We start from the raw sequence: 24,400 nt of genomic DNA on the forward strand, positions 1-24,400 counted from the left end.
GTTCAGGGGCAGAAGACACAAAAATAGGGCCGCTTGCGCGGCCCCCGCTGACCTCCCCGCCCGAGTGGGCGAGGGTTCACGCGGGTTTTTGCTGAAAAACTACGCCGGGAACCGCACCCGGTCAACCGCTGGAGCGTGCCTTAGTCCTTGCCCTTGAGCAGATCCCCCAGGGCCGCGAAGGGGTTATGGGTGGCTTCCTTGCCCGTGCCCCCGGCACCCGCCCCACCCCCATGACCGGACATGGCCTCGGTCAGGCGTTGATGCTCGTTATCGTGGCAGTACACGCACAGCAACTCCCAGTTGGAGCCATCCTGGGGATTGTTGTCGTGATTGTGATCCCGATGATGCACCGTCAACTCACGGACGTTGCCGTGATCGAAGGTACGCCCGCATCGGCCACACACCCAGGGATACATTTTCAGCGCCTTGGCCCGGTAACCCTGCTCCCGCGCCGCCTGCTCCTTGTGGCTGTTGGCCACGATTTGATCCAGACGCTGTCTGGACGATGAATTGGACACCATCTCACACCTCGAAACACGAAAATATTCTGCTCAGCGCTCCCGATCCGCGCCAATCGCTGGCTCGGGTCGCCCCATGCCCAGCATACGCCAGATCCAGCCATCCGGGCGATTGTCCCCGGTCACCAGATAGCGCAGGGCGCGGTGATCCCGCAACAGATGATACAGATGATCCGCCGCTCTGGCGCGGCCACAGAGCAGGAGCCGATCCCCGGACTTGACCAGGATGTCATCCCCCGGCGTCAACATGTCCTCACCGTCTTCCCGACACAGCATCAGGGGTACACAGTTGAGAATCGCATAACGGGCCTGACCGGCCTCCAGCAGCCGCCCCACGGTCACCGAATGGCCTTCACGGATCAGTGCGTGCAGGGCTGGCGCTCCCTTGGCCGTGACATGGACCCGCCAGACTTCGGGTACCCGATCATCCGTCACCCCGCTGATCCGGCTGAGGAGTTCATTGGCCCAGGACTCTCCCCGGCCCAGGCTCAGTTCCAGAAAACGGGCCAGCAGGGGGTTGCCCAGATGGGCCAGAATGGATTCCACGATCATCTCGCTGGGGCGCATGACCAGGGACGGCCGTGCCGCGTCGAACAGATCCTGATTGTCGCAATGATTCTGGCGGGCCACCATGAACAGGTCCGGCTTGATATCCCGGGCCGTCATGATCACCGACAGGTTGTTGGTGTCCTGCTCCGTCCCGGCCACCAGCCCCACGGCCTGCTCGATGCCCGCCAGCTTCAGGGTGTCCGCCTCGGTGCCGCGTCCCTCCACGCAGGGGCCATCGCACCCGGCCCGAGCCGGGTCGATCTCGATCACCACCGTGCCCAGTCCATGGGCCACCAGGGCCCGCCGCACCGCCTTGCCAAAACGCCCGAACCCCACCAGAACCCAGGTACCCCTGGGGGGATACACCGGTTCCCGCAGGGGGGCGCCGGGTACGCTGGTCAGCCATTCCCGCAACAGGTACAACCCCGGTGAGTACAGGGCCAGCCCGAGACGCTCACCGAAGGCATCGAAGGGGTTGATGACGTGATCGGTGCCGAAGGAGGCCATATTGTCCTCGGTGGACCGGGTATGGGCGCGACAGATCACCGGCAGTTCCGGATTGAGCAGCTTGCTGGTGATGGCGATCTTGAGATTGGCTTCCTCGTCGTCGGTCAGGGCCACCACCCCCTGGCACAGGGGATGCTGCAGCCCCGCGGCCTTGAGGTGCCGGGAGACACTGGCATCCCCCAACAGCCCCGGCACATGCAGGGTCAGGTCCGCCAGTTCCAGGTCATTGATGCGATCCGGGTCGTAGTCGATCACCACCCCATGACGCCCCCGCCGCACCATGGCCCGCACCAGCATGGAGCCGGTGTCCCCGTGGCCACAGACGATGTAGAACGGGTCCTTCATGCGCCGCACGGCCCGGTCGAGGGCCTGGGAACTCAGGGCCTGCTTGAAGGCCGGGTCCTGAACCAGGGTCAGGATCTTGCCGATGGCATAGAGCCAGGCGACGATGGTGAGATAGATGCTGAAGGTGACCCACATCCGCTGGGCATCGGTGAAGGCGTAGGGCACCTCGCCAAAACCGGTGGTGGTGGCGGTATAGCTGAGAAAGTAGAAGGCGTGAAAGATGCTCATGCGCCAGGGTTCGCCCTGGTCATCCACTCCCGGGATCAGCAGCAGACCCACGCCGGACACCGTGTACGCCCCGATCAGCACCAGCAACGGGGTGCGCATGCGCCGCAGGAACAGGAAGATGACCTTGTCCATGGGGTATCAACCTGGCGCCGGGTCAGCGGCGCAGATTCACGGTGTCGATGATGATCAGGACCACCGACACCACATTGGCCAGCAGGGCGCCCGCCGCCAGGGAAACGATGCTGGCCATCATCACCGAATCCATGCCCGTGGCGCTGACATGGGCCGCATAGGCCCACACCACCCCGGCGGCCAGCAACTGCAGCACCGCCACCAGCGAACTGGCCAGCAGCAACGCCCCGGTCTGGGTACGGTCCCCGAACTTGAGCACGGTGGCGATGAGGTTCACCACGATCACCGCCAGCAGCTCAAAGCTGTGGTGATGATCCGGGTTGTCGAACTCCCCCAGGACAAAACCGAAGTTCAGGGTCAGGGCCAGAAGGATGAAGAAGCTGAAGACGACTTTTTCCAGGGACATGGTTCACCGGTGTGGTGGGATTGGGTGCCGGAACTCGGAAATGACGTTGGTATCGAGAACGATCAATGTTCAAAACCCATCGGCTCAGCCGGGGTCTTGTCGCGAATTTGCTGGACCCCTTCGGCTTTGGCATCGCTCAGGCCGCCTGCCTCACGGGCGACGGAGGCCAGCAGGGAACCGAGCTTCACCCGCTCGGGCGGCCGGGCCACGCCTTCAAGAATGGCGCGGATTTCCGCTTCGGTGCTGCGGCCATGATGGGCGGCCCGCACGCGAATCGCACGATGCACTTCATCTGGCAGGTTTCTTACGGTCACGGTGGCCATCTCATCGCTCCTCATGTCAGGGCATCAATGACAGCATTGTCAATGAAGCTGAGAGAAGACTTCCGGGCGCTGCTCAGCAATGCGCAACAGTGCAACCGCCGGGCCTTGTGGTTCCCGTCGGCCTTGTTCCCAGTCCTGAAGCGTTCGTACACTGACACCCATGAGACCGGCAAACGCTGATTGCGACATTTTCAATTTCAGCCGAATGACCTTGGGTGGGGACGGTTGTGAAAGTTCACGAGTGCACAGACTGAGTTCACCCTTCTTGAACTGTTTGATTTCATGAATACCGTCAAGGATCTCCGCGCCCAGGTTTCTGTTACTCATTTTTAATTGCCTCCGCAATCTGCTTGAGCATATGGCCAGGAATGCTGGCTCGCTCTGACTTGCTATAAAGTGTGAGCATCCATATCTCGTGATCGGATTTTTTCCAATAATAAATTATCCTTATACCACCACTCTTTCCCGATCCCGCTTGTGCCCATCGAACCTTGCGAACGCCACCAGAGCCCTTGATGAGATCACCCGCATCCGGCTGATGTAAAAGATACGTTTGAAGACTCCCGTAATCCTCATCCGTGAGGTAGTGTGATACCAGTTTGGTGAATGTCGACGTTTCGATGAATAGCATTTCCGCAATCTACGGCAATGCCGTACTTTCGTCAAGCCACAGGGCCGGTATCCTCGCCCTCCCCGAGCTCACCGCCCGGTGTTCAGCGGGCGGAATAGACCGCCTTCCAGCCGTCATACTGGCTGACCAGGTCGTCCACCACGTCCTGTTCGAAGGGGCGCAGGCCGGAGATGACCAGTTTCTTGCGGCCGGTGCCCACCTGTTCGCCGGAGGCGGTGAGGGCAAACTCCAGCACCACGTCGCCGCGCTTGCCGTTCACCGCCATGGTGGCGTTGGTGAAGCTCAAGTTTGGTGCCTCGGCGGGCAGGCGGGTGAATTCCAGGGCCATGCTCTCGTAGAACACCAGCGGGCGCTGGGGATTGACCATGACACCCTGGGCCTTCATCAGGGGCACCATCACATGGGGGAAGTTCTGCCCGGAGAAGGCGGCGTACTGTTTTGTCAGCCCTTCCAGCAGGGCGCCGTCCCGGGATACCTCGCCGTCCCGCTCCACCCTGAGATAGACCCGCTCGCCGCCGTCGGTGATCTCCAGGGTGGCGTCGTCGGTGGCGGGGAAATGCAGGCCGACGCCGGCACCCACCATGTTGGTGAAGCTGAAGGCCATGCGGGCGCTCACTCCATAGCGGGCCAGCACCAGGCAGAACAGCAGATCACCGGGGACGCAGAAGCGCTTGGCGTCAGGGTTGTGGATCGGGTTGAAATCACCGGCCACTTCCTTGGCGAAGCGGCTGGCCTGTGCGGGCGTGACGTACACCAGACCGTTGTCGACGGCATGAAATTCATCAAGATAGCTGGGCACCGGTGATCCTCTCTGGCCTGACGGGTGTTTTTTGAGGGGACGTAGTGTACCAAGCCGGGGCGGCAAAAAGGCACGAATGGATGTGCGCAGGTATTACAGAACGGTTGTTCCACGATCCCCGTCCCTATCCGTGGCAAGATTGATCACGCTCAGGTCCACGCCGATAAAGTCGGTCGTCGGCATTTGTGTTCCATCTGGCAGATCTACGGTCACAAGCAAAAACCACTTGCCGTCCTTGCGGCGAACGAGGTCGCACTGGCCCTTGGCGTTGGTAAAGCGTTCTTTTTGATACTGACCCATGACGAAAGGCACCACGATACGTCCGGTCAGCGTCAGCAGCGACACCCGATCCACGCCCTTGAAACTCATCAGGCGCTGGTCATAGGGTATACTTGCAAACTCGCCAAAGCGTGGGCGTTTTGTCTTGTCCCGCTTATAGGCTTCGCACATCTGAGCAATACAGCGCACGGCCATTTGCGCCGACAGACCAAAGCGCGCCCTCAAAGCGTGGTAGTAAAGTTTTTGCAGGGCAATCTTGTTGGCCGTCTTCCTGGCAAACGCCTCTCCCGCCAGCCAGTCAGCCGCCGCGTTGAAGGCGCCCATCGTTGCCTCAAGCGCTTGAGCGTGTTCTGGCGTGGGCAGAAGTTGTATTTGCAAGGTCAGTTTCATGGCACTAAATATAGACAAAATATATCTATGAATCAAGTCTGGAGGCGGCGCCTCCTCCCCCGACTGAACTCAGGGGCTTCCGCGCCGGACATTCTGTCAATAGACAACCTTCATAATCCCCCCTGCCCTGAGGTCTCATCAAGCCGGGCACGACGGGTCTGGAGGGCATGACGCACCCCGGCGCCCACAGCCAGGAACAGGGCCAGCCCTACCAGCGGCACCAGCGCATCCAGGCCGAACTCTTCTGCCCCGGTACCCACTTCCACCAGGGCATGAACCGCCGCCGCATAGACCATCCACTTGACCGCCAATCCCAAAGTAGCAGCGGCCAGAAACGGCAACAGGGGCAAGCCCAACATGCCAGCCCCATAATTGATCACGGAATGGGGAAATCCCGGCACAATCCGCAGCACCAGCTGAGTGAGAAAATCCCCCCGCTCCCGAAGCAAGTTGACCACACGGCCCGTCGCCACTTCCGCTGGACGACGGCCACGCAGGTGCCGGGAAATTTCGTAGGCGCCCAAAGCCCCCAGCACACTGCCGGCAGTGAGCAGACCGGCAGCGATCAGCGGGGGATAAATCGGGGCCACCACCCAGAGTATCAGGGTGCCGGGGAGTGCCAGGGCCAGCAACAGGGCCTGTAACAGCACCAGCCCCACGGCCACCAGAGGATGGGCGCCGGCCTGATGACCAAAATCCAGCAGGGCATCCAGGGAAATGGGCTGCCAGAAAGCCAGACCCAAACCTATGATCACCGGGAGCAAGGCCAGCCAAAAACGGGGGGTGGTTTTCAACGCCAGCTCTGCAGTCGCTCGGCAGCATAGCGGCCCTGTTGGGTCTGCGTCCCCGCCATCTGGATATAACGCTGATATTGCTGCGCCGCCGCCTGACGGTTCTGCATGTTCTCGTGGGCCACGCCCTGCAGGAATACAGTGTTGGGATTACCCGGCAAAATCCGCTCATAACGCTGAAAATGACTCAGAGCCACATCCGGTCGGTTCTGGGCCAACTGGTTGATGCCACTTAGATGAATGGCCTGCCCTTCATCGGGATAGACACGACGGGCCTGCTGCAAATAGCGTTCTGCCTCCCGGTGCTGGCCCTGGGCGGTCTTGGCCTTGGACATCAGCAACAGCCCCGGATAGTCATCGGGCACCTGACGCAGGGCCGTGGCAAAATGCCGCTCTGCCTGGGGATACTGCTCCCGGGCCATACGGGCCTCCCCCGCCTGCTGTTCCTTGATGGCTGGCTTGATGCGCCGCAATGAGGCGATGTTGTCCATGTAACGCTCCCGACCCACATTACGGTTGAGATCGGCGGAATAGCGGGAACGGGCCTCCCGCTGGGCCGTGTCGAACCGTTCCTGGCTCATGGGATGGGTAGAGAACATGGTCTCCAGGGCATTGGGCTGACGATCCGACATGCCCCGCAGCATGTCCATCAGATCCACCATGCCCTGGGGATTCTGGCCCGCACTGGACATGTACTCCAGACCCAGGGCATCGGCCTCCCGCTCATTCTCCCGGCTGTAATGGGCCAGCAGGGCGGTGGCGCCCACGGCGGTGACTGCATAGATCAGGTTGCTGTAACCAGACAGGCGATCAGACTGGGCCGCGGCAATCCCCACACCCCCCAGGACCACAGCGGCGACGATACCCGTGGTCTGGCGCCGAGCGGTATGCCGGGCGTTGACATGACCGGTTTCATGGCCCAGCAGGGCCGCCAGGGCGGCTTCGTCCTCCATCTCCACCATGATGCCCCGGGTGCAGGCCATGGTGCCGCCGGGGAAGGTGTAGGCATTGATATAGTTGGCATTGACCACATTGAAGGAATAGGGCATGTGGGGACGATGGGAGACCTGGGCAACGGACTGCCCCACCTGGGTCACATAATTGTTGACGCGATTGTCCCGCAACAATCCATAGTCATTGGAAAACTGGTGAGGAGAATGCTGCCGGTCCACGGCGATCTCCTCCTGCTCGGACATGAGCATGAGTCGCTGCTGACCGGTGACAGGATCGACGGCGCACCCCTTGAGGGCGGGCAGCACCACCGCGCCTGCGGTGCTGGCGGACATCAGCCAGAGAAAATCGCGCCGGGTCATGCGGCGCTGAAAAATGCGATGACCAGGATGGCGGCCCATGGCAAGCTCCTTGGGTTTTGGGGCAACTGTTGGCAAATCAGCAACCGTGAACAGCCTCAGGGTGCCGGTGAGGCATCGGTGGATTCGGTGGCGATGGAGGGTTCCCGACGGTGGCCAATGGGGCTGGGGACTCCGGTGGCGGCCTGGGCCACTTTTCGTACCTGGGCCCAGTCTACCTGGGCCGGTGTCTCCCCCACCACGGCCATCACCCGCTCCACCGCCGGGGTGAGACTATGATCTGCCCTGAATTCTTCCAGGGGTGGATGGGCCTCCAGATACAGGGTATCCCCCTGCCAGCCCACCTTGAAGGGTTGATTGATGATGCGGACAGCAGTGCCCAGGGACACGTGTCCATAGAGGGTGCGGATATCATCATTGTCCATGCGAATACAGCCGTGGGTCGCCCGCAGGCCGATACCGGTGGCCCAGTTGGTGCCGTGGATCAGATAACTGGGACGACTCAGGCGCATGGCAAACGCCCCCAAGGGATTATCCGGCCCCGCAGGGACCACCGCCGGCAGGGTTTTGCCCTGGGCCGCGTAAGACTCCCGAACCGATTGAGGCGGAGTCCAGGTGGGATTTTCCCGTTTTTCCGTGATTCTGAGGGTGCCCAGGGGGGTATTCCAGTCCATGCGCCCAATGCTGACGGGGTAGGTCAGTACCTGCTGGCCGTCGGAAGTAAAATAGTACAGCCGCATCTCCGGCAGGTTGATAATGATGTCCCGGCGGGGAGCATCGGGTAATACAAACTGCAATGGCAGCAATACCTTGGATCCGGCACCGGGAATCCAGGTGTTCAGATGTGGATTGGCGTTACGGATGGCTTCAAATCCCACCTGATGGCTGCGGGCAATGTCGATCAGGGTATCCTCGTAGCGGGCTTCCACATGGCGTAACGCCCCCACCAGATCGGATGCCGGTTGCAGGGGCAGGGTGGTTGCCCCAAGACCAGCGGACAGGCTCCACGCCCCGATCCCCAGCAGACCCAGAATGTACCGGAGTTTGGACGGCATCACGAAGTCACCTCCAGCATCTCTTCTCGCAGACGGGCCACCTGATCCCGCAGGCGGGCGGCGTCTTCAAATTCCAGATTACGGGCATGTTCCAGCATCTGCGCCTCCAGGCGATTGATGGCTTTGAGGGCCTCCCGAGGCGATAACCGGCCATAACCGGCCTTGTCCTCAGCCACCTTGTCAACGGGGGCATGGGCCCCTTCCATAATATCGGCAATGGGTCTTTGCACCCCTCGGGGAATGATGCCATGCAGCCGGTTATAGGCCGTCTGTTTTTCCCGGCGCCGGGCCGTTTCATCCATGGCCCGCTTCATGGATCCGGTGATGGTATCTGCATACAGGATGGCCTTGCCATTGAGATTGCGGGCCGCCCGGCCAATGGTCTGGATCAGGGAACGCTCCGAACGCAGAAAGCCTTCCTTGTCCGCGTCCAGGATCGCCACCAGGGACACCTCCGGCATGTCCAGCCCTTCCCGCAACAGGTTGATCCCCACCAGCACGTCGAATGCTCCCAGACGCAGATCCCGTATGATTTCCACCCGCTCTACAGTGTCAATATCCGAGTGCAGGTAGCGCACCCGAACCTCGTGTTCCCCCAGGTACTCGGTAAGGGCCTCGGCCATGCGCTTGGTCAGGGTGGTGATCAGCACCCGCTCGTTGGCCTGCACCCGCAGGCGGATTTCTGACAGTACATCATCCACCTGGGTCGCGGCAGGACGCACCTCCACTTCCGGGTCTACCAGTCCGGTGGGGCGCACCACCTGCTCGACCACCTGGCCGGCTTTCTCCTGTTCGTAGGGGCCGGGGGTGGCGGAGACGAAAATGGTCTGGGGAGACAGGGCCTCAAACTCCTCAAAACGCAGTGGCCGGTTATCCAGGGCCGATGGCAGCCGGAAGCCGTATTGCACCAGCGTCTCCTTGCGGGAGCGGTCTCCCTTGTACATGGCCCCCAACTGGGGCACGGTAACGTGGCTTTCATCGATGACCAAAATGGCATCATCGGGCAGGTAATCCAGAAAACAGGGCGGGGGTTCCCCCGCATTGCGGCCAGACAGATAGCGGGAGTAATTTTCGATCCCCGAACAGTAGCCCAGCTCCAGCATCATCTCCAGATCAAACCGGGTGCGCTGTTCCAGACGCTGGGCCTCCAGCCGTTGATCCCCCTGGTGTAACACGTTCAGACGCTGACGCAGTTCCTCCTTGATCCGTTCGGCGGCGGCCAGCAGGGTTTCCCGAGGGGTGGCGTAGTGGGTTTTGGGATAGAGGGTCAGGCGCGGCACCCGGCGCAGCACTTCCCCGGTGAGCGGGTCAAAGTAGGAGAGTCGTTCGATTTCTTCGTCGAACAGTTCGATACGCACCGCTTCCCGGTCTGATTCTGCCGGGTGAATGTCAATCACCTCCCCCCGCACCCGGTAGGTGCCCCGCCGGAGGTCCAGATCGTTGCGGGTGTACTGCAACTCTGCCAGCCGACGCAGAATCTGGCGCTGGTCGATCACATCCCCCCGCTTGAGATGCAACACCATCTGCAGATAGGCCCGGGGATCTCCCAGGCCATAGATGGCGGACACACTGGCCACGATGACAACATCACGCCGCTCCAGCAGGGCACGGGTGGCAGACAGGCGCATCTGCTCGATGTGGTCGTTGATGGCCGAATCCTTTTCGATGAAGGTATCCGAGGCCGGGACATAGGCTTCTGGCTGGTAATAGTCGTAGTAGGAGACAAAATATTCCACCGCATTGTCCGGAAAAAATCCCTTCATCTCCCCGTAAAGCTGGGCCGCCAGGGTCTTGTTGGGGGCAAGAATGAGGGCCGGGCGCTGGGTGTGCTGGATGACATTGGCAATGGTGAAGGTCTTGCCCGAGCCGGTCACCCCCAACAGGGTCTGATGGGCCAGCCCGGAGGTCAGCCCCTCCAGCAAACGGTCAATGGCAGCAGGCTGGTCACCGGCGGGACGGTATGGGGTTTTGAGCTGAAAACAGGCGTCCATTGGGCTTATCTTATCAACCAGGTTTAAGTATCATCCTACATCGACTCGGCGTGTCTTTCCTGTACGCGCCCTTGCACGCCTCCACCGGGTGTGCCCATGGTGCACCCCATCCATACACCCCCATTCCCTGGACATCGCCTTGGACATCAAGCTCTCTTCCCGCGTTCAGCGCATCAAACCCTCCCCCACCCTGGCCGTGACCGCCCTGGCTGCCCAACTGCGCGCCCAGGGCCGGGACGTGATCGGCCTGGGAGCCGGCGAGCCGGATTTTCATACCCCGGACCCCATCAAGGAAGCCGGCATTGCCGCCATCCATAACAACAAGACCCGCTATACCCCGGTGGATGGCACTCCCGGCCTGAAGCAGGCCATCATTGATAAATTCAAGCGTGACAACGGACACGAATTCCAGCCTGACCAGATTCTGGTCTCCTGTGGCGGTAAACAGAGTTTCTTCAACCTGGCCCAGGCCCTGCTCAACGAAGGCGATGAAGTCATCATCCCCGCGCCCTACTGGGTTTCCTACCCGGACATGGTGCTGCTGGCCGATGGCCAGCCGGTGATCGTTTCCGCCGATCAGTCCCAGGGGTTCAAGATGACCCCCCAGCAACTGGAAGCCGCCATCACCCCCCGCACCCGCCTGGTGGTGATCAACAGCCCCTCCAACCCCACCGGCGTGGCCTACAGCCGCGAGGAACTGGCCGCCCTGGGTGAAGTGCTGTTGCGGCATCCCCATGTGCTGGTGGCCACCGACGACATGTACGAGCACATGATGTTCCGGGGCGTGCCCTTTGTGAACATCCTCATGGCCTGCCCGGCACTGTATGACCGCACCATCGTGCTCAATGGCGTCTCCAAGGCCTATGCCATGACCGGCTGGCGGATCGGCTATGCCGGCGGCCCCAAGGCCCTGATCTCCGCCATGAAGAAGATCCAGTCCCAGAGCACCTCCAACCCCACCTCCATCGCCCAGGAGGCCGCCGAGGCCGCCCTCAACGGCGACCAGAGCTGCGTGGCCGAGATGTGCAAGGCTTTCGAGCAGCGCCATGACTATCTGGTGGCAGCCCTGAACGCCATCCCCGGTGTGGAATGCCTGCCCTCCGACGGCACGTTCTATGTCTTCCCCTGCGTCAAGGGTGCGATGGAGAAGCTGGGCATGGACAGCGACGTGAAGTTCTCCGAGTACCTGCTGGACAAGGTGGGCGTGGCCCTGGTGCCCGGTTCCGCCTTCGGCACCGACGGTCACGTGCGCATTTCCTTTGCCACCAGCATGGATAATCTCAAGCAGGCGGTGGAAAGAATCGCCCGTGCGGTGGAAGGCAAATAAACTTCACAAAAGGTGTTGACGAAGCCCGGGGGAACCCGTATTATGCCGGGCTTCCAAGCAATTCCCCGGTAGCTCAGTCGGTAGAGCGGGTGACTGTTAATCACTAGGTCGGCGGTTCGAGCCCGTCCCGGGGAGCCAAAACAGAGAAAGAGGCCAGAGGTTATTCTGGCCTCTTTTTTCGTGCCCAAGGCATACCCTTCCGCTGGGTAACGCCAGCCAGATTGGGGCTTGTCGGGTATTCAGGTCGCGCTTTGCAACGGGACTCCACCCATGGAACACTCCAAGCCACCTTCTACCACGGATTGGCTCTCACAAAAGTCAGGGGTAGCCCTGTCCCTGGGACTGGCCGGAACCGCCCTGGTGGTGCTGGTGCTGGCCCTGACCCTGTGGCAAGTGAACATCACCGCCCACAGCCTCAAGGAACGACTGCTCGATCAGGCCACTCAACTGGCTGCAGCCCTGGGATGGGAAGATGCCGAAACCCTGGCCCAAACCGATCTCCAGCAGCGGGCGCCAACCCCGGATGCGGTCAAACGGCAGTTGGAAGGCTTTTCATCGTTGTATGAACATCTGCGGATTTTCACCCTCATCCCCCGGGATGGCGCGTTTTTGTTCGGCCCCGGCAGCCATGACAACACCCTGCAGGGCCAGCCCTATGAGGCCAGGACCCAGAGCCTGGATACGGTGCTCAATACCGGGCAACCCCTGTTCAGCGGCAAGCATGACAATGGCTACGGTCATCATGCCCGCGCTCTGGCACCCATTCTTCATCCCCGCACCGGAGAGGTGCTGCTGATCGTCAAGGTGGAGATTCCGGCAGCAGTCTGGAATCAGTTTCTGCGTCAGACCTTTCTGCCTGGACTGATCGCCGCAATCCTGCTGGTGGCCCTCTTTGCCGTGATCATCCTGCGGGTCCTTGGTCCCTCCCGGAATCAACAGGAGGAGCAGGGGGCCGGGATCGTGTTTCTGGTCACCTTGCTCATTGGTTTGATGCTCACGGGTCTGGGCACCCTGTTGGCGCAGCAGATTGGTCTGCAGGAACAGGAAAGAAGCTTTGAACGACAGGCGTCCCAGCATGCCCAGCGGCTACGGGAAGTGATGCAACGGGCCTCGGACGATCTGCATACCCTGGCCCGATTCATGGAAGTACACGGCGCCCAGGGGCGCATGGACTTTAGTGATTATGTCCGGCCCTTGATCCAGCGCTCGCCCCTGCAGGCCTACATGTGGGTACCGGTGGTCACCCCGGAGACCCGGCCCTTTATGGAATGGGAAGCCCAGGCGGATGGCCTCACCGGATTTCGGCTGTATGAATACGATCCGCTCGGCGGCATCCGGCTGGTGCCGGAAGATTCCCTCAAAATCCACTACCCGGCACTGTATATCGAACCGCCCGGCAAGGGCTGGTCCACCCTGGGATTTGATATGGGGTCCCAGCGACATCACCGCATTGCCCTGATGCGGGCTGTCAGCACTGGCCGGGTCATCGGTACCCCGCCTGTACCCCTGCTGTTCCAGGATCAGGCCCCTGATGACCGGGGCAGCCTGATCTTCAAGCGGGTGGAGACACGGACTGAACCCATGATGGATGGCGACCTGACGGCCAAGGGATTGGTGGCCGCTGCCCTGCTGTTTCAGGATGCCCTGGAACGGGTCATGGGCATGCACGATGTTCAAGGTGCGCAGATGCTGCTGCAACTGGTGGCCCTGGATGGAGATAACAGCCCCACGGTAGTGGCCCGTCATCCGGGTACCCACAACGGCCTGGAAGAAAGCGCCCCCGCGCCTGTCGAAACCCCCAACTTTTTGCCCCATCAAGCTGTCTCCCTGAACAGGGGCAGCGAAATGGAAAATCTGCGGATCAACCTGGTCAGCAGCCCTTTCCAGCGGGCCTATCCCCTGCTGGAGTTTGATCAGACCCATGCTCTGGTGGCCATCCCCAGAAAGGATTTCTTTGACGACCATCCTGTCTATGGTACCTGGGCCGTGGGGCTGCTGGGGTCGATCATGAGCCTGCTGGCGGCCTTCATGGCCTTCATGCTGCGCTCACGGCAACTGTCCGTGGACCGGTTGGTGGAACTGCGTACCCGTGAACTGGAAGCCAGTCGTGCCCAGGCGGAAAAGGCCAATCAGGCCAAATCCGAATTTCTTTCACGCATGAGCCATGAGCTGCGCACGCCCCTGAATGGGGTACTGGGATTTTCCCAGCTTCTGGAAGCAGACCCGGAACTCAATGAGGAACAGCGGGAGAATGTTCTGGAAATTCTCCACGCGGGACGGCATTTGCTGCGACTCATCGACGAAATTCTCGATCTGTCACGAATCGAAGCAGGCAGAATCCAGATCAGCCTGTCACCCCAGAGTCTGGACAGCCTGTTTGATGAATGTGCCGCTCTGATGGTCCCTCTGGCTGCAGAGCATCAGGTGCGGCTGCATCGAACCCAAGCGACCCGGTTGTATGTTCAGGCAGATCCCTTGCGGCTCAAGCAGGTTGTGCTGAATCTTTTGTCCAATGCCATCAAATACAACATACCGCAAGGGGAAGTCTGGCTTCACGCCGAAGCAGACCGAACCCAGGGCACCGTCCACATCAGGGTGACAGACTCCGGGCGCGGAATTCCGCCGGAACGCATCGATACCTTGTTCCAGTCCTTTATCCGGCTCCATGAAAGGGAAGCCCCCGAAATCAAGGGCACCGGCATCGGCCTGGCCATTTGCAGGCATCTGGTAGAACTGATGCACGGCCACATTGGTGCCACGCACCACAAACCCCAGGGCAGCATCTTCTGGATTGAATTGCCGATGGCCGAACCCCAGGAAGAATCAGCCCCGGAAGCAGCACGGCCCGGCGCCGTGGACAGGGCCTGAGCGCCCGTCAGTCTGCCAGCAGACGGCGCGCCCTGACCAGCCCCCGATACCAGTGACGCCGGGGGCTGGGTACCAGGGGCGGACGCAGACTGAGTAAACTGATTCGGGGCATCTCTTCCACGTGGCTTTGGGAAATCATGCCCAGTACCTGCGGGCGGGCACCGTAGGTCTCGATGAGAAAGTGACGGGCAGCGTCCGTCAGCCTGACCCGGTAATGCTTCACCAGGGCCAGGGCCAGACGTTCTGCGGCCCGACTCATGTCCTGCTCCACCTCCAGGGCCATGGCTTCCCCCAGGATACGTTTTTCCTGGGCACTCATGCCCGGCTCCAGATTGCCTAAATAACTGGCCTGGGTTGCCCCCACCCCCCGCTGTACTTCTGGTCGGGACAGACCGATATGGGGTTCCAGGGCCAGAGCCACTTCCACCGCCAGTTGTCTGGCACCATCCAGGGTCAGGGGCCGGCGACGACCATCCCTACGGGTGAAAAACCGGCGCCCCCGTTTTTCAAGATGCTCCCCGTGGAGATACTTCACCAGATGCTGACAGACGGATTCACGGGCTTCCTCGTCCAGGCTGACCACTTTTTCCACGATGCGAAGCCCTCGCCGCCCCGGTCCTACCCGCAATTGCTCGGAGGCATCCAGATCCCGGGAAGTCAGCGCCTCCCAGGCCTCCGATGCCCGCAGCAGTTCTGCATGGACACGCCCCACTTCCTGAAAAGCCTCGTGAGCGGTGCGATACAGGCGCAGGGCCGTGGCCAGATGTTCTGCCAATCGCAGCAGATCCCCACGGGACTTTGGCATGTCTCCGGTCCGGCTCAAATCATCCACCTGAGCGGCCAGGGTATCCAGCGCCAGCACCACCCGTTCCACCAGCAGATGGGAAGACAATCCTTCGGGCACCGCTTCGTAGAGCAGTAGATCCGCCTCCACCAGCCAGGACGCCAGGGCGCGAATCCGGTTACTGGCAGCCGCCTGGGCGATACGGTAACGGCTACGGGCCGCTTCCATCCGGTCCAGCGCTCCGGCCAAACGCCATTTGCCGGTATAGCTGAACATCAACATGGGGATCTCCCGCCCATTGATCAGCTCAAAGGCCAGCACCAGCATGGCCTCCACATCGGCAGTGGTCATTAACAGGAAGTTATCCTGCTCGATGGCCGCCATCACCCGTTCCAGAAAAAACTCATCCCGGGGCGCTCCCAACTGGAGCCGGGGCGCCCGACCCAGATAGCGTTCCCGCAGAATACCTGCGGCAACCGGGGCAATCTGGCGAAGATCTGCAACGATATGCTCGAATTCTTCGCCTTTTTCCTGGTGAATATCACGAATGCGGGAATACAGGCCGGCCCGGCGGAAGGTATCAATCTGGGCCAACCAGCGCCCCAGGGCCGGATTGCCGGTGAGTTCCTCACAGGCAAAAGCCACCCCTTCGGGGGATAGATCTACCCGTTGCAGCAACTGCACAGCGGCCTCACGGCGACGGACTTCCGGTTCCAATCCCTCCATGGCCAGATCCCGTACCGCCAGGATCAGATCCCCCAGTGTGTCGATGGCTTCCATGACATCCACCCGGGCCTGCTCCTTGGCGCTACCGTGGATACTGTCATAGACAATCTTGGCCACCAGACCAATCAGGCCGGAGAGTACGGTAAAGCTGACAAAATAGGTGACCAGTTCCAGGGAAGGTGGGCGACCATAGCCAATGTAGTAACCACCGGAAAGGCCCAGTACCGTCACCGGACCTGCCGTCCAGGCAATATTGAGCAGATTGCGGGAAACCCGTGTCCGCTTGACGGCCCTGGACCAGCGCTGGTAACGCTCATCATCCCGCCGTCCCAGGGAAACGGCATTTTCCCTGGGACGGCCAGACCACCCCATGAATCTAAACCAGCTCACGTCCTGACCGATGCCTGTTACGGGCGGCACTTTGTGCCGACCTGTGATGATGTGACCTGATACCTACAGTCAACTCACGCGACTGCAAACCTGTTTTAGCAGATACTCCCGGAAATCGTCCTTGAGCTCTGGATGCTTCAGAGCGTATTCCACGGTGGCCTGCAAGTAGCCAAGCTTGCTGCCGCAGTCATAGCGGATACCATTGAAGCGGTGGGCCAGCACCTGCTGCTCCTTAAGCAGATCGGAAATGGCATCGGTGAGCTGGATTTCACCCCCCGCCCCTTGAGGGGTATTCTCCAGCAGATCGAAAATGCGGGGGGTGAGAATGTAGCGCCCCACCACAGCCATATTCGACGGAGCCACTTCCGGGGCTGGTTTTTCCACAATACCCTTGACGTTCCAAAGCCGCTCTGCCAAGGGTTCTGGTGTGACCACGCCATATTTCTGGGTTTCCGTGGGAGGCACTTCCTCTACACCAAGGATGCTGCAACCATGCTGTTCATGGATATCCACCATCTGTTTGAGTGCCCCTTGTCCACCGCCGTCGATGAGGTCATCGGCCAGAATCACGGCAAAGGGTTCATCTCCCACCACTGGCCGGGCACAGCCTACCGCATGTCCCAGACCCAGGGCCTCGGCCTGACGAATGTAGATACAGGTGATCTCTGAAGGCAGGATGTTGCGGACAATCTCCAGCATTTTTTCCTTGCCGCGCTCCTGCAACTCGGTTTCCAGTTCGTAGGCTTTGTCAAAATGATCGGGAATGGAGCGCTTGTTGCGACCGGTAACAAACACCAGCACGTCGATACCGGCTTCAACTGCCTCCTCTGCAGCGTACTGGATCAGTGGCTTGTCCACCACCGGCAGCATTTCCTTGGGATTGGCCTTGGTGGCAGGCAGGAAACGTGTACCCATTCCCGCCACGGGAAAAACCGCCTTACGTATCTTCTTTTGCATAACCACGTCTTCATCGGTCGAAGTGAATGGATGACTCAGTGCCACGATCAGTATAGGCGGTGGGGATTTTGCCAAACAAACAAGGGGCGGTAATCCCGCCCCTTGCTGGTATCGGGTTCAACCCTGGGGGCTGAACCATCAGGCATGAGCAGGCGTCATTCCTGCTGCCCTTGGGCACCCACGACTATCCGGTCCAGGTTCTGTTCCACAGTGCGCGAACCGATCCCCCTGACCTGGGTCAGTTGATGGACAGAGGTGAAGGGGCCATTCTGCTCCCGATGGGCCACAATGGCCTCGGCCCTGGCCATCCCCACACCGCTCAATGCACGGGAGATGGTCTGGGCATCTGCTTCATTGACGTTCACGGTACCCATAGCCCAGGCGCTACCGGCGGTGAACAGCAGGGAGAAGAACACGATCAGGGACATGAGAGTTTTCATACCATTGCCTCCTTGAGGATATCCTTGGCATTCCATGGTTAAACGCGGGTAACATGTTCCTGCACTCCGTTGTACCCGCAGGGGTACTATGACCCAAATGTCTTGCCGATTCAAGCCGCACTGATTTCGCTATTGATCGCCGTCAAAACTGCCCCAGGATCACGGGCCTGGGTCACGGGGCGACCCATGACCAAATGGGTGGCCCCCAGTGTCAGTGCCTGGAAGGGTGTCATGACCCGTTTTTGATCCCCCAGGTCCGCCGTGGCCGGACGGATACCCGGAGTCACCCGCAGAAATTGTTCCCCTAAAGCGGCTCTGAACTCGCCCGCCTCATGGGCGGAACATACCACCCCGTCCAGACCAGCCTCATGGGTCAGGGTTGCCAGATACCGGACCTGATCAGTCACCGGGCGATTGATGCCACAACCGGCCAGATCGGCATCATCCATGGAAGTCAATACGGTCACCGCGATCAGCAAGGGCCGGGGCGCCGAGGTTGTCGCCGCTTCCAGGGCCTCCCGGGCTGTCTCCATCATTGGCCGGCCACCACTGGCATGGACATTGACCATCCATACCCCCAACCGGGCCGCTGCCCGGCAAGCACCGGCCACCGTGTTGGGAATGTCGTGAAATTTAAGGTCTAAAAAGACTTCAAAGCCCAGGGTCTGGAGGCGCTCCACCAGACCGGGACCAGCACTGACAAACAGTTCAAATCCCACCTTGAGGCGACATTGTGATGGGTCAAGACGGGAAACCAGGGCCAGGGCCGCGGCGGCATCGGGATAGTCCAGAGCAACAATCACCCGTGGACCGGCAGTAGTTGGAAACATATCCAGGCAAACCTCGTGTTAGCACATTGGACCGCGCCCCACGACCAAAGCCGGGGGCTTGAAGCACTGTTGGTTAAAACTCAAGGGGGGGTCAAACAGGTCTCGGGACGCTGTTCCACCCGACTGTCGATGGGGCGGATGGTGGCCCAACCCCGACATCCGGGACAATGCCAGAAATGGGTTCGGGACTGAAATCCACATTGAGTACAGGTGTGACAGGGGTGCCCTTCCAGATACCGTTCCACCATCTGCATCATCCCTGTCAGCGTCTCCACAGTCAGGGGGCCATGACGAATCTTGCAACGTAAATAAACCGGTACCAGACCCAGGGCGGTGGATTCCTGGGCCAGCTGATTTTGCAGCAGTGCTTCCAGGTCATCCATCCGGTCGCTGGCTTCCAGGGTTTGGGCCAGGGCCAGGGCCAGCGCCGTTGACGAGGGCTGCTGATCCTGCAATTGCATCAGCAGGGATACCAGCCCCTCATCGTGTCCTGCATCCTGAAAGGCCCTGTCCAGTCTGGAGAATACCAAGGGCAACAAGCCGGCATCCTGACGCACCACCCGGCTGTAATGGGCCACTGCCCGTGATGGATCGGCATCATCCATCGCCAAGTCTCCCATGAGGATATCGGCCCTGGCACAGCCCCGATCAAAACTCAGTGCTTTTCGGGCATGCTGTCCGGCCAGGGCCGCTTCTCCCCCGGCACGGGCCATCTCTGCCAGTTCACAATGATACTGGGCAATCCGCTGGTTCTGGGGGTCGGTGGAAAATGCACATAGCTGCTCACTGGCCCGGATGGCATTGGCCCAGTCCCGTTCCCGCTCGTAGAGCGTTCGCAGGCACCGCCAGGCTTCTGCCTGGAGAAAGCCCAGTTGAATGAGTTCCTTGAACAGGGATTCAGCCTGATCCAACAGACCGGCTTTCATGTAGTCACGCCCCAGCTCCATTAGGGCATTGGCCCGTTGGGGCGGGTCCAGGTTTTTCCGTTCCACCAGATTTTGATGGATGCGGATGGCCCGATCCACTTCTCCCCGACGCCGGAACAGACTACCAAGAATCAGATGGGTCTCTACGGTATCCGGGTCCACGTCCACCATATCGATGAACACTTCCAGCGCCCGATCCGATTGCTCGGTCAGCAGATAATTGAGACCCTTGATGTACTGATCAGGAAAGGGAACGCCCCGGGACCGCCCGACCTCATGCCGGGCGGTCCTGCGGGCCGCCAACCATCCCGAGGCTGCCGCTACCGGCAGCAGCAGCCACAGGACTTCCATCATAAAAGATCAAACCTTGTTGTTGCTGGGCAATGCGCGCAGTCTGGCGATTTCATCCTCGGCCCGCTTGCAGCGCTTGCGCAGCAGGCGTGCATCGCGGCCACGACGCATCACCAGTCCACTGCAGGCCAGTCCCCCCAGAACAGCCCCCAGCAACATGCTGACGAAGACGACGATGGACAGCGGCACCTGGAAGCTTTCCAGGTACAGATGCACATCCACCTCTCCGGCATTGAGAATCGTGAAACTGGCTCCAAGAAGAACGGCCAGGATGAGAACCAACGGAAGAATGACTCGACTCATGGGCTGCTTTTCCGATTGTGGACATGTATTGGTGTATTTTCCACGTCAGCGGATCCCGGTCTTTTCCGGCTCGTTGACCCGCTCCCGCAATTCCTTGCCAGGCTTGAAATGAGGCACATGCTTACCCGGCAGAGACACTGTCTCTCCTGTTTTGGGATTGCGCCCCACCCGTGGCGGCCGGAAGTGCAGCGAGAAACTGCCAAAACCCCGAATCTCGATCCGGTCTCCGGTGGCCAGTGCCTGGCTCATCTGTTCGAGTATGGTCTTGACGGACAACTCGACATCTTTGTACGCGAGCTGGCTCTGCTTGCGAGCCAGTATATCGATGAGTTCCGATTTCGTCATCGTCCTGCCCCCTGCATGTTACACGACCATGACTCCCGGCACACAAACATCCCCGGATGGATCCCATCCGGGGATGTCGGCGAGAACCTTACTTCTTGTCGCTATCGCTACTGCCGGCCAGCTGTTCCTTGAGCAATGCACCCAGGGAGGTGGTGGCCGCAGAAGAACCGCTGTAATCCTGCATCACTTCGGCTTCTTCGTCACTTTCCTTGGCCTTGATGGACAAGGTCACGGTGCGGTTCTTACGGTCCACACCCACGAACTTGGCTTCCACGGCCTCGCCAACGGTCAGGATGGAACGAGCATCTTCCACCCGATCACGGGACAGTTCAGAAGCCCGCAGGATACCATCAACCCCATCGCCCAGTTCCACCACGGCAGCCTTGGCGTCCACTTCCCGGACCACACCCTTGACGATGCTGCCCTTGGCATTTTCCGCCACGAAGTTGGAGAAGGGATCCTTGTCCAGCTGCTTCAGGCCCAGGGAGATGCGCTCACGCTCCGGGTCCACGGACAGGACCACGGCTTCGATTTCCTCGCCCTTGCGGAAATTGCGCACGGCTTCTTCACCGGGCATGTTCCAGGACAGGTCGGACAGGTGAACCAGACCGTCGATGCCACCGTCCAGGCCCACGAAGATGCCAAAATCGGTGATGGACTTGATCACGCCGGAGACCTTCTCGCCCTTGTTGTGCATGGCGGCGAACTCGTCCCAGGGGTTGGGCTGGCACTGCTTCATGCCCAGGGAGATGCGGCGACGCTCCTCGTCGATGTCGAGGATCATCACTTCCACTTCCTCGCCCACCACCACCACCTTGGCGGGATTCACGTTCTTGTTGGTCCAATCCATCTCGGAGACGTGCACCAGACCTTCGACGCCGTCTTCCACTTCCACGAAGCAGCCGTAGTCGGTGATGTTGGTGATCTTGCCGAACAGACGGGTGCCCACCGGATAACGGCGGGTGATGTTTTCCCACGGATCTTCGCCCAGCTGCTTGAGACCCAGGGAGACGCGGTTGCGCTCGCGGTCGAACTTGAGCACCTTGACCTGGATCTCGTCACCGATGTTGACCACTTCGGAGGGGTGCTTGACCCGCTTCCAGGCCATGTCGGTGATGTGCAGCAGGCCGTCGATACCCCCCAGATCCAGGAACGCACCGTAGTCGGTGAGGTTCTTGACGATACCGTTGAGGACCATGCCTTCCTGCAGGTTCTTGAGCAGGGCTTCGCGCTCGGCGCTGTATTCCTTCTCCACCACGGCGCGGCGGGACACCACCACGTTGTTGCGGCGACGGTCCAGCTTGATGAGCTTGAACTCCAGTTCCTTGCCTTCCAGGTACGCGGTGTCGCGCACGGGGCGGACGTCCACCAGGGAGCCCGGCAGGAAGGCGCGGATGTCGCCCAGTTCCACGGTGAAGCCGCCCTTGACCTTGCCGCTGATCATGCCGGCGATGGTCTCGTCCTTCTCCATGGCTTCTTCGAGGCGTTCCCAGGCCTTGGCACGCTTGGCCTTCTCGCGGGACATGCGGGTCTCGCCGAAGCCATCTTCGGGGGACTCCAGGGCCACTTCCACCAGATCGCCGATCTGGATTTCCAGCTCACCCTTTTCGTTGTAGAACTGCTCGATGGGGATGACGCCCTCGGACTTGAGGCCGGCATTGACCACCACCATGTCATTGGTGATGTTGATGACAGTGCCGTTCAAGATGGAGCCGGGCCGCATCTCGATGGAGGACAAGCTCTCTTCGAGCAGTTGCGCGAAACTTTCAGTCATGGGTTGGTTGAACCTGCAAAATGGTATTGGGGCCTGCACTATCCGGTGACAGACCGGTTATTCAAAAAGGATCCCGGGCTTGCCTGCCCCGGACCATAGGATCATGGTACTGCCTTCAGACCGCGTTGCGCCGCCAATGCAAGGATCTCGTTCAGGACCGCATCAATGCTCATGTGGGTGGAGTTCACCTCGATGGCATCTTCCGCGGGCCTGAGCGGGGCCACGGCCCGCTCCGCATCACGCCGATCACGTTCGGCCAGCTCTTCTATGAGGGCTGGCAGGTTAGCATTAAGGCCCTGCTCCTTCAACTGCAGGTAGCGACGCCGGGCCCTTTCTTCCGTGTCCGCAGTCAGGAAAACCTTCAATGGCGCATCGGGAAAGACCACCGTGCCCATGTCCCGGCCATCGGCCACCAGCCCCGGAGCGCTGCGAAAATCCCGCTGCCGATCCAGCAGGGCCTGCCGGACTTCGGGAATGGCGGCCACTTTTGAAGCGGCATCGCCACAGGCCTCGGTACGTAACTCGCCGCCCACCCGATCGCCGTCCAGGCGAACCGCGGGGGCGCCGGCCTCATCCAGTTCGAAGCACACATCCAGATGACGGGCCAGCCCGGACACTCCCGCCACGTCGTCCAGCGCCATCCCGCGACGCAGGGCGCCCAGGGCCACCAGACGGTACAAGGCACCGCTGTCGAGGAAGGACCAGCCCAATCGTTCGGCCAGCAGGCGGCTCACCGTCCCCTTGCCGGAACCACCGGGACCGTCCAGGGTGATCACGGGCACGAACATCAGACGCCCTCCTCCTTCACATGGATGTTCAGCCCCGCCCCACCGGCGAGCGCGGCAAAACCCGGGAAGGAGGTATTCACGTTGGCGCAGTCCTGGATGCGGATGGAACCCTGGGCCCGCAGCGCCGCCATGGCAAAGGACATGGCAATGCGATGATCGCCGTGACTGTGCACCACCCCGCCCTGCAGCCGGCCACCCTGAATCACGATACCGTCCGGCGTGGGTCGCGCCTGGATACCGCAGGCGGCCAGGCCATCGGCCATCACCTGGATCCGGTCGCTTTCCTTGACCCGCAGTTCCTCGGCACCGGTGAGCACGGTTTCCCCCTCGGCACAGGCGGCCGCCACGAAGAGGGCGGGAAATTCGTCGATGGCCAGGGGCACCAGGGCCTCGGGGATACGGATGCCCTTGAGGGGGGCGGCCCGCACCACCAGATCCGCCACCGGCTCGCCACCCACTTCACGGGGATTTTCCAGGCGGATGTCGGCCCCCATCAGTTGCAGGATGTCGATGATGCCGGTGCGGGTGGGATTGACCCCCACATGCGCCAGGGTCAGCTCGGAACCGGGGGCGATGGAGGCCCCCACCAGGAAGAAGGCCGCGGATGAGATATCCGCCGGCACGTCGATGGCAGCGGCCCGTAGACGCCCCCCACCCTGCAGGCAGACCCGCCCATGGTGACAGGCCACGTCATAGCCGAACCCGGTGAGCATGCGCTCGGTGTGGTCCCGGGTCGGTGCCGGTTCGGTCACGCAGGTCCGGCCCCGGGCATGGAGGCCCGCCAGCAGCACACTGGACTTGACCTGGGCGCTGGCCATGGGCATCTCATAGTCAATACCTTCCAGCGCCTGCCCACCCCGGATGGTCAGGGGGGGACGGCCCTCGGGGCCGGTGTCGATGCGGGCACCCATGCGTGAGAGGGGTTCGGTGACACGGCCCATGGGTCGACGGCTCAGGGAGGCATCGCCGGTGAGCACGGTATCAAACGGCTGTCCGGCCAGCAGGCCGGCCATCAGGCGCATGGACGTCCCGGAGTTACCCAGGTCCAGGGGGGCGCCGGGGGCCTTGAGACCCTGCAAGCCCACGCCGTGGATGGTCACCCGCCCGGCTTCGGGGCCGTCGATCCGCACCCCCATGGCGCGAAAAGCCTTGAGGGTGGCCAGGCAGTCCTCCCCCTCCAGAAAACCACTCACCTCGGTGGTGCCTTCCGCCAGCGCCCCCAGCATGATGGCGCGATGAGAGATGGATTTGTCACCGGGAACCCGGCAGCGGCCTTCCAGCCGACCGCCCGGTTCCACCCGAAATTCCAGCGTACTGCCATGTGTCATCAGCTCACC

Annotated in this window: 24 protein-coding genes and 1 tRNA gene; 3 read left to right on the forward strand and 22 right to left on the reverse strand. The window is 61.1% G+C overall.

Annotated elements, in window-relative coordinates; translation table 11 throughout:
* Positions 1 to 140: 140 nt before the first annotated feature.
* The 12 genes from BMX62_RS05685 to uvrB form a co-directional block, all read right to left on the reverse strand.
* Entirely contained in the window at positions 141 to 521 is a 381-nt protein-coding gene (locus BMX62_RS05685; RefSeq protein WP_090205695.1) for a YajD family HNH nuclease, read from the reverse strand.
* 30 nt (positions 522 to 551) lie between these two features.
* Positions 552 to 2,279 carry a potassium channel family protein gene (locus BMX62_RS05690; protein ID WP_090205698.1) on the reverse strand — a complete coding sequence of 576 codons (1,728 nt, stop codon included), beginning with the start codon at positions 2,277 to 2,279 and terminating at the stop codon, positions 552 to 554.
* A 22-nt stretch (positions 2,280 to 2,301) separates the two neighbouring features.
* The gene (locus tag BMX62_RS05695) at positions 2,302 to 2,685 is read right to left on the reverse strand and encodes a DUF6394 family protein (protein WP_090205701.1); all 384 of its coding nucleotides are present in this window, start codon (positions 2,683 to 2,685) and stop codon (positions 2,302 to 2,304) included.
* Between the two features lie 62 nt (positions 2,686 to 2,747).
* Positions 2,748 to 3,008, reverse strand: coding sequence for a FitA-like ribbon-helix-helix domain-containing protein (locus BMX62_RS05700; RefSeq protein WP_090205705.1), 261 nt, complete (start codon positions 3,006 to 3,008; stop codon positions 2,748 to 2,750).
* Positions 3,009 to 3,047: 39 nt separating this feature from the next.
* Complete coding sequence (locus BMX62_RS05705) at positions 3,048 to 3,335, reverse strand: helix-turn-helix domain-containing protein (RefSeq protein ID WP_090205708.1); 288 nt, start codon at positions 3,333 to 3,335, stop codon at positions 3,048 to 3,050.
* Complete coding sequence (locus tag BMX62_RS05710; protein ID WP_090205711.1) at positions 3,328 to 3,639, reverse strand: type II toxin-antitoxin system RelE/ParE family toxin; 312 nt, start codon at positions 3,637 to 3,639, stop codon at positions 3,328 to 3,330. The genes BMX62_RS05705 and BMX62_RS05710 overlap by 8 nt, the downstream gene beginning before the upstream one ends.
* 82 nt (positions 3,640 to 3,721) lie before the next feature.
* The gene (locus tag BMX62_RS05715) at positions 3,722 to 4,438 is read right to left on the reverse strand and encodes a DUF3581 domain-containing protein (protein WP_090205717.1); all 717 of its coding nucleotides are present in this window, start codon (positions 4,436 to 4,438) and stop codon (positions 3,722 to 3,724) included.
* A gap of 93 nt (positions 4,439 to 4,531) precedes the next feature.
* Positions 4,532 to 5,107, reverse strand: a complete 576-nt coding sequence (locus BMX62_RS05720) for a hypothetical protein (protein WP_090205720.1) — start codon at positions 5,105 to 5,107, stop codon at positions 4,532 to 4,534.
* 110 nt (positions 5,108 to 5,217) lie between these two features.
* Positions 5,218 to 5,901, reverse strand: a complete 684-nt coding sequence (locus BMX62_RS05725) for a TVP38/TMEM64 family protein (protein ID WP_162273506.1) — start codon at positions 5,899 to 5,901, stop codon at positions 5,218 to 5,220.
* On the reverse strand, positions 5,898 to 7,250 hold the full coding sequence (locus BMX62_RS05730) for a M48 family metalloprotease (protein ID WP_090205726.1): 1,353 nt from the start codon (positions 7,248 to 7,250) through the stop codon (positions 5,898 to 5,900). Before BMX62_RS05730 ends, BMX62_RS05725 begins: the two co-directional genes overlap by 4 nt.
* A 56-nt stretch (positions 7,251 to 7,306) precedes the next feature.
* Positions 7,307 to 8,263: a L,D-transpeptidase family protein gene (locus BMX62_RS05735; protein ID WP_238375875.1), complete on the reverse strand. Its 957-nt coding sequence runs from the start codon at positions 8,261 to 8,263 to the stop codon at positions 7,307 to 7,309.
* The gene (gene uvrB, locus BMX62_RS05740; protein WP_090205729.1) at positions 8,263 to 10,254 is read right to left on the reverse strand and encodes an excinuclease ABC subunit UvrB; all 1,992 of its coding nucleotides are present in this window, start codon (positions 10,252 to 10,254) and stop codon (positions 8,263 to 8,265) included. Before uvrB ends, BMX62_RS05735 begins: the two co-directional genes overlap by 1 nt.
* 139 nt (positions 10,255 to 10,393) lie before the next feature.
* On the opposite strand from uvrB, the gene BMX62_RS05745 reads away from it, so the two are divergent.
* The 3 genes from BMX62_RS05745 to BMX62_RS05755 all read left to right on the forward strand — a co-directional run bounded on the left by BMX62_RS05745 (position 10,394) and on the right by BMX62_RS05755 (position 14,449).
* Positions 10,394 to 11,581: a pyridoxal phosphate-dependent aminotransferase gene (locus tag BMX62_RS05745; protein WP_090205733.1), complete on the forward strand. Its 1,188-nt coding sequence runs from the start codon at positions 10,394 to 10,396 to the stop codon at positions 11,579 to 11,581.
* A 62-nt stretch (positions 11,582 to 11,643) separates the two neighbouring features.
* Positions 11,644 to 11,719, forward strand: a tRNA-Asn gene (locus BMX62_RS05750).
* 132 nt (positions 11,720 to 11,851) lie between these two features.
* Positions 11,852 to 14,449 carry a CHASE domain-containing sensor histidine kinase gene (locus BMX62_RS05755; RefSeq protein ID WP_090205736.1) on the forward strand — a complete coding sequence of 866 codons (2,598 nt, stop codon included), beginning with the start codon at positions 11,852 to 11,854 and terminating at the stop codon, positions 14,447 to 14,449.
* A gap of 7 nt (positions 14,450 to 14,456) precedes the next feature.
* Here the strand turns inward: BMX62_RS05755 and BMX62_RS05760 are convergent, their stop codons facing one another.
* The 10 genes from BMX62_RS05760 to aroA all read right to left on the reverse strand — a co-directional run bounded on the left by BMX62_RS05760 (position 14,457) and on the right by aroA (position 24,391).
* Positions 14,457 to 16,379, reverse strand: a complete 1,923-nt coding sequence (locus BMX62_RS05760; protein ID WP_238375876.1) for a hypothetical protein — start codon at positions 16,377 to 16,379, stop codon at positions 14,457 to 14,459.
* A 39-nt stretch (positions 16,380 to 16,418) separates the two neighbouring features.
* Entirely contained in the window at positions 16,419 to 17,306 is an 888-nt protein-coding gene (galU, locus tag BMX62_RS05765; protein ID WP_090205743.1) for a UTP--glucose-1-phosphate uridylyltransferase GalU, read from the reverse strand.
* A gap of 155 nt (positions 17,307 to 17,461) precedes the next feature.
* Positions 17,462 to 17,746 (reverse strand): ComEA family DNA-binding protein, encoded by a 285-nt coding sequence (locus BMX62_RS05770; RefSeq protein ID WP_090205746.1) that lies wholly within the window; start codon positions 17,744 to 17,746, stop codon positions 17,462 to 17,464.
* A 110-nt stretch (positions 17,747 to 17,856) separates the two neighbouring features.
* Complete coding sequence (gene pyrF / locus BMX62_RS05775; protein ID WP_090205750.1) at positions 17,857 to 18,576, reverse strand: orotidine-5'-phosphate decarboxylase; 720 nt, start codon at positions 18,574 to 18,576, stop codon at positions 17,857 to 17,859.
* Positions 18,577 to 18,656: 80 nt separating this feature from the next.
* Positions 18,657 to 19,856: a lipopolysaccharide assembly protein LapB gene (gene lapB / locus BMX62_RS05780; protein WP_090205753.1), complete on the reverse strand. Its 1,200-nt coding sequence runs from the start codon at positions 19,854 to 19,856 to the stop codon at positions 18,657 to 18,659.
* 6 nt (positions 19,857 to 19,862) lie between these two features.
* Positions 19,863 to 20,156 carry a LapA family protein gene (locus BMX62_RS05785; RefSeq protein ID WP_090205754.1) on the reverse strand — a complete coding sequence of 98 codons (294 nt, stop codon included), beginning with the start codon at positions 20,154 to 20,156 and terminating at the stop codon, positions 19,863 to 19,865.
* A gap of 45 nt (positions 20,157 to 20,201) precedes the next feature.
* The gene (locus BMX62_RS05790) at positions 20,202 to 20,501 is read right to left on the reverse strand and encodes an integration host factor subunit beta (protein ID WP_090205757.1); all 300 of its coding nucleotides are present in this window, start codon (positions 20,499 to 20,501) and stop codon (positions 20,202 to 20,204) included.
* Between the two features lie 88 nt (positions 20,502 to 20,589).
* Positions 20,590 to 22,275, reverse strand: coding sequence for a 30S ribosomal protein S1 (gene rpsA, locus BMX62_RS05795; protein WP_090205760.1), 1,686 nt, complete (start codon positions 22,273 to 22,275; stop codon positions 20,590 to 20,592).
* A gap of 101 nt (positions 22,276 to 22,376) precedes the next feature.
* Entirely contained in the window at positions 22,377 to 23,063 is a 687-nt protein-coding gene (cmk, locus tag BMX62_RS05800; RefSeq protein ID WP_090205764.1) for a (d)CMP kinase, read from the reverse strand.
* On the reverse strand, positions 23,063 to 24,391 hold the full coding sequence (gene aroA, locus BMX62_RS05805; protein WP_090205928.1) for a 3-phosphoshikimate 1-carboxyvinyltransferase: 1,329 nt from the start codon (positions 24,389 to 24,391) through the stop codon (positions 23,063 to 23,065). Before aroA ends, cmk begins: the two co-directional genes overlap by 1 nt.
* Between the last annotated feature and the right edge of the window lie 9 nt (positions 24,392 to 24,400).

Source organism: Ectothiorhodospira magna (genome assembly GCF_900110965.1).
GTDB classification, from domain to species: domain Bacteria; phylum Pseudomonadota; class Gammaproteobacteria; order Ectothiorhodospirales; family Ectothiorhodospiraceae; genus Ectothiorhodospira; species Ectothiorhodospira magna.

Excerpts from the sequence above, each read along its gene's own strand:
- BMX62_RS05685 (WP_090205695.1), bottom strand. The coding sequence starts at position 521 with ATGGTGTCCAATTCATCGTCCAGACAGCGTCTGGATCAAATCGTGGCC.
- BMX62_RS05690 (WP_090205698.1), bottom strand. The coding sequence starts at position 2,279 with ATGGACAAGGTCATCTTCCTGTTCCTGCGGCGCATGCGCACCCCGTTG.
- BMX62_RS05695 (WP_090205701.1), bottom strand. The coding sequence starts at position 2,685 with ATGTCCCTGGAAAAAGTCGTCTTCAGCTTCTTCATCCTTCTGGCCCTG.
- BMX62_RS05700 (WP_090205705.1), bottom strand. The coding sequence starts at position 3,008 with ATGGCCACCGTGACCGTAAGAAACCTGCCAGATGAAGTGCATCGTGCG.
- BMX62_RS05705 (WP_090205708.1), bottom strand. The coding sequence starts at position 3,335 with ATGAGTAACAGAAACCTGGGCGCGGAGATCCTTGACGGTATTCATGAA.
- BMX62_RS05710 (WP_090205711.1), bottom strand. The coding sequence starts at position 3,639 with ATGCTATTCATCGAAACGTCGACATTCACCAAACTGGTATCACACTAC.
- BMX62_RS05720 (WP_090205720.1), bottom strand. The coding sequence starts at position 5,107 with ATGAAACTGACCTTGCAAATACAACTTCTGCCCACGCCAGAACACGCT.
- BMX62_RS05730 (WP_090205726.1), bottom strand. The coding sequence starts at position 7,250 with ATGGGCCGCCATCCTGGTCATCGCATTTTTCAGCGCCGCATGACCCGG.
- BMX62_RS05735 (WP_238375875.1), bottom strand. The coding sequence starts at position 8,263 with ATGCCGTCCAAACTCCGGTACATTCTGGGTCTGCTGGGGATCGGGGCG.
- uvrB (WP_090205729.1), bottom strand. The coding sequence starts at position 10,254 with ATGGACGCCTGTTTTCAGCTCAAAACCCCATACCGTCCCGCCGGTGAC.
- BMX62_RS05755 (WP_090205736.1), top strand. The coding sequence starts at position 11,852 with ATGGAACACTCCAAGCCACCTTCTACCACGGATTGGCTCTCACAAAAG.
- galU (WP_090205743.1), bottom strand. The coding sequence starts at position 17,306 with ATGCAAAAGAAGATACGTAAGGCGGTTTTTCCCGTGGCGGGAATGGGT.
- BMX62_RS05770 (WP_090205746.1), bottom strand. The coding sequence starts at position 17,746 with ATGAAAACTCTCATGTCCCTGATCGTGTTCTTCTCCCTGCTGTTCACC.
- pyrF (WP_090205750.1), bottom strand. The coding sequence starts at position 18,576 with ATGTTTCCAACTACTGCCGGTCCACGGGTGATTGTTGCTCTGGACTAT.
- lapB (WP_090205753.1), bottom strand. The coding sequence starts at position 19,856 with ATGATGGAAGTCCTGTGGCTGCTGCTGCCGGTAGCGGCAGCCTCGGGA.
- BMX62_RS05785 (WP_090205754.1), bottom strand. The coding sequence starts at position 20,156 with ATGAGTCGAGTCATTCTTCCGTTGGTTCTCATCCTGGCCGTTCTTCTT.
- BMX62_RS05790 (WP_090205757.1), bottom strand. The coding sequence starts at position 20,501 with ATGACGAAATCGGAACTCATCGATATACTGGCTCGCAAGCAGAGCCAG.
- rpsA (WP_090205760.1), bottom strand. The coding sequence starts at position 22,275 with ATGACTGAAAGTTTCGCGCAACTGCTCGAAGAGAGCTTGTCCTCCATC.
- cmk (WP_090205764.1), bottom strand. The coding sequence starts at position 23,063 with ATGTTCGTGCCCGTGATCACCCTGGACGGTCCCGGTGGTTCCGGCAAG.
- aroA (WP_090205928.1), bottom strand. The coding sequence starts at position 24,391 with ATGACACATGGCAGTACGCTGGAATTTCGGGTGGAACCGGGCGGTCGG.